This is a genomic window from uncultured Mycobacterium sp., from assembly GCF_964249325.1.
Taxonomy (GTDB): domain Bacteria; phylum Actinomycetota; class Actinomycetes; order Mycobacteriales; family Mycobacteriaceae; genus Mycobacterium.
Genome location: NZ_CAXUCH010000343.1, coordinates 1 through 3,514, shown reverse-complemented (window position 1 = coordinate 3,514; position 3,514 = coordinate 1). Strand labels below are relative to the sequence as shown.

The window sequence follows — 3,514 nt, the reverse complement described above, 5'->3', positions numbered from 1 at the left end:
GAGGCGCGTCAGACGGCCGACCTGGCGTTCTTCAGCGTGCTGGTTCACGCCACCCGCAACCGCGCGCTGGGGCTGCTGTACCGCTGGGTCGAGCAGGCCTTCGGCGGGCGCGAGCATGAGCTCACCGCGGCCTACGGCGATGCCGACACGGTGGTCGCCGAATTGCGCGCGATCACCGAGGCCGTGGCGGCCCGCAATGCGCCGGGGGCCGCCAGGGCCGTCGAGGCTTACCTGCGCTCCAGTGCCGCCCGCATGGTGGAGTCCTACAAGTCGGTTTACGAGCCCGAGTGACTATTCGGCCGCCCGGGTCGCCGGGTGTACGGCGACGAGCCCTAACTTGTTGCGCCGCTTGCACATTGCTGCCAATTCGGCGTAAGCCTTTTCACCGATCAGTTCGGTGAGTTCCTCGGCCAGGCTTTCCCAAACTTGCTTGGCGCCGACGTGGGCGGCGGGGTCACCGGTGCAGAACCAGTGCAAGTCGGCGCCGCCGGGGCCCCAGCTGCGGCGGTCGTACTCGGTGATCGTGGTTTTGAGGATTTCACTGCCGTCGGGCCGGGTCACCCATTCTTGGCTGCGCCGGATCGGCAATTGCCAGCAGACATCGGGTTTCATGGTCAGCGGCGCCACCTTGAGCTTGAGCGCTTTGATGTGCAGCGCGCAGCCGGCGCCCCGTTTGAACCCCGGCCGGTTCAAGAAGATGCACGCGCCCTTGAATTTGCGTGTGCGCCATTGCTGTTCGTTGTCGTGCTCGTCGAGTTCCAGATAACCCTTGCGGCCCAGGCCTTGCTCGCGGAACTGCCATTCCTTGTCCGTCAACTTCGTCACCGCGTCGTCGAGCCGGGCGCGGTCGTCGTCGTCGCACAAAAAAGCCCCGTGCGAGCAGCACCCGTCATTGGGACGACCGGCCACCGTGCCCTGGCAGGCCGGCGTACCGAACACGCACGTCCAGCGCGACAGCAACCAGGTGAGGTCCGCGGCGATCAGATGCTCGGGATTGTCCGGGTCGTAGAACTCCACCCATTCGCGGGTGAAGTCCAGTTCGACCTCGCCGGGGTGCTCCGGCTGGGAGGCTGCCACGTGTCCACCGTAGAGCAAAATCCCTCTGGCTCAACGTCGCGCGCCGCGTCGGGTCGTCGGCGCGTCTCCTCAGCCCGCCACCTGCTCTGACGCCACGTAATGTTGTCTCGTGCGATTAGGGGTGCTCGACGTGGGCAGCAACACGGTCCATCTTTTGGTGGTTGATGCTCGCCGCGGTGGGCACCCGACGCCGATGAGTTCGACCAAGGCCACGCTGCGGCTGGCGGAGGCCATCGACAGCTCCGGCAAGATCACCCGCAAGGGCGCCGACAAGCTGATCTCGACCATCGACGAATTCGCCAAGATCGCGGTCAGTTCGGGCTGCGCCGAGCTGATGGCCTTCGCCACCTCGGCGCTCCGCGACGCCAAGAACTCCGATGACGTGCTGGCACGGGTAAAGGCCGAGACCGGTGTCGAGCTGCAAGTGCTGCGGGGGGTCGACGAGTCGCGGCTGACGTTCCTCGCGGTGCGCCGCTGGTACGGGTGGAGTGCGGGGCGGATCATCAACCTGGATATTGGTGGCGGGTCGCTGGAGTTGTCCAGCGGTGTGGACGAGGAACCCGACGTTGCGCTGTCTCTGCCGCTGGGTGCCGGGCGGCTGACCCGGGAGTGGTTGCCGGAAGACCCGCCGGGCCGGCGGCGGGTCGCGATGCTGCGCGACTGGCTCGACACCGAGCTGGCCGAAACCAGCGCGATCGTGTTGAAAGCCGGCAGCCCCGACCTTGCAGTGGCAACCTCGAAGACGTTTCGTTCGCTGGCTCGGCTTACCGGCGCGGCGCCGTCGGCGGCCGGGCCGCGGGTCAAGCGGACGCTGACAGCCAACGGCCTCAGACAACTCATATCTTTCATCTCTAGGATGACGACCGCTGACCGTGCGGAACTGGAGGGAGTAAGTGCCGAGCGGGCGCCGCAGATCGTGGCGGGCGCTCTGGTGGCGGAGGCGAGTATGCGAGCGCTGTCGATAGAAACGGTGGATATCTGCCCATGGGCGCTGCGTGAAGGTCTCATCTTGCGCAAACTTGACAGCGAAGCCGACGGAACCGCCCTTGTGGACACTACCGTGCGGGATGCTGGAAGCCAGCAAGTTGATCGGGCTGCAGTTGGCCGATCGAGAGGCGACACACGATGACTGGACCACATGAGAGCCCCAACACTCGGCCGATCACGGTGGCCGAGTTGCTGGCCAAAAACGGCACTCTCGGCGCCCCACCCCCCGCTGGCCGTCGTCGCCGTCGGCGCCACAAGAGCGACGCGGTGACGGTCGCCGAGCTGACCGGCGAGATCCCCGTCGTCAGCGACGAGGGTCCCCAAGATGATGCGAAGCCCACCAGTAGTGCCCTGCGCACCGCCGCGGCCAGCCCGGTCGCCGAGCCGGTCCCCGACAAACAGGACCAGGACCGCTCCGCTACCCCGTACTGGTCGGAACCCGAAGCGCGCTGGCCTGAATCCCCGCCGTTGTCACCGCCGGACTCCGGACCCGAGCGCAGCCACTACCCGCGGCCGCTGCGCAAAGCCGGGTGGATCGACGCCCGCCGCGAAGGCGCCGAAACGCAATCCGGTGCCGAACGGATGAGTCCCGATCCGTTCGACGACTACGCCGAGATCCCCGTGGACGTGATGGACACCGAGGTGCGCGAAGCCGAGCCGGCGACCGAGGACTCCGCCTACGTGCGGTCCTACTTGCGCGGAGCCGACGGGCTGCCCACCGGCACGACCATCGACGAGGAAACCGGATCGGCCGAACTGCTGGACAACGACAAGCTCGACGAGGACTACGCCGACATCCCGGACGTCGATGAAGCCGACGAGCACGCACAGCCCGCCTACGCATGGACGAACAAAACCGAGGCGTTGCTACACGGCGGGCTCGTGGTCTTCCAGTCGATTCTGGCGGTTGCGTTCGGGGCCGGGTTGTTCATCGCCTTCGACCAGCTGTGGCGGTGGAACAACATCGTCGCGCTGGTGCTGTCGGTGCTGGTCATCCTCGGCCTGGTGGTCGGGGTCCGGGTGGTCCGCAAGACCGAGGACATCGGCAGCACGTTGATCGCGGTGGCGGTCGGGGCATTGGTCACGCTGGGGCCGCTGGCACTGTTGCAGTCCGGTTAGGCGCCCGCCAGAACCAGTGCGCCCAGCCATCAAGGTCGGTCTGTCGACGGCCTCGGTCTACCCGTTGAGGACCGAGGCCGCTTTCGAGTACGCGGCCAAACTCGGCTACGACGGTGTCGAGCTGATGGTCTGGGGCGAATCGGTCAGCCAAGACATCGACGCGGTGGAGAAGCTGTCGCAGCGCTATGGCGTACCCGTGCTATCGGTGCACGCACCCTGCCTGCTGATCTCGCAGCGGGTCTGGGGCGCCAACCCGATACCCAAGCTGGAGCGCAGCGTGCGGGCCGCCGAACAGCTCGGCGCGCAGACCGTCGTCGTACATCCCCCGTTT

At 66.8% G+C, this 3,514-nt stretch carries 5 protein-coding genes; 4 read left to right on the top strand and 1 reads right to left on the bottom strand.

All coding sequences use genetic code 11. The features are described from left to right. A partial coding sequence (locus tag ACFE99_RS24085; protein WP_375489263.1) for an FCD domain-containing protein occupies positions 1-291 on the top strand: 291 nt, incomplete at its 5' end. On the opposite strand, the gene ACFE99_RS24080 is transcribed toward ACFE99_RS24085, so the two are convergent. Next, positions 292-1,077 carry a hypothetical protein gene (locus tag ACFE99_RS24080; protein ID WP_375489261.1) on the bottom strand — a complete coding sequence of 262 codons (786 nt, stop codon included), beginning with the start codon at positions 1,075-1,077 and terminating at the stop codon, positions 292-294. 109 nt (positions 1,078-1,186) lie between these two features. On the opposite strand from ACFE99_RS24080, the gene ACFE99_RS24075 reads away from it, so the two are divergent. From ACFE99_RS24075 to ACFE99_RS24065, 3 genes are all read left to right on the top strand, one after another. Beyond that, entirely contained in the window at positions 1,187-2,206 is a 1,020-nt protein-coding gene (locus ACFE99_RS24075; protein WP_375489259.1) for a hypothetical protein, read from the top strand. Then, positions 2,203-3,183 carry a hypothetical protein gene (locus ACFE99_RS24070; protein ID WP_375489257.1) on the top strand — a complete coding sequence of 327 codons (981 nt, stop codon included), beginning with the start codon at positions 2,203-2,205 and terminating at the stop codon, positions 3,181-3,183. Before ACFE99_RS24075 ends, ACFE99_RS24070 begins: the two co-directional genes overlap by 4 nt. 16 nt (positions 3,184-3,199) lie before the next feature. After that, a partial coding sequence (locus ACFE99_RS24065; RefSeq protein ID WP_375489255.1) for a sugar phosphate isomerase/epimerase family protein occupies positions 3,200-3,514 on the top strand: 315 nt, incomplete at its 3' end.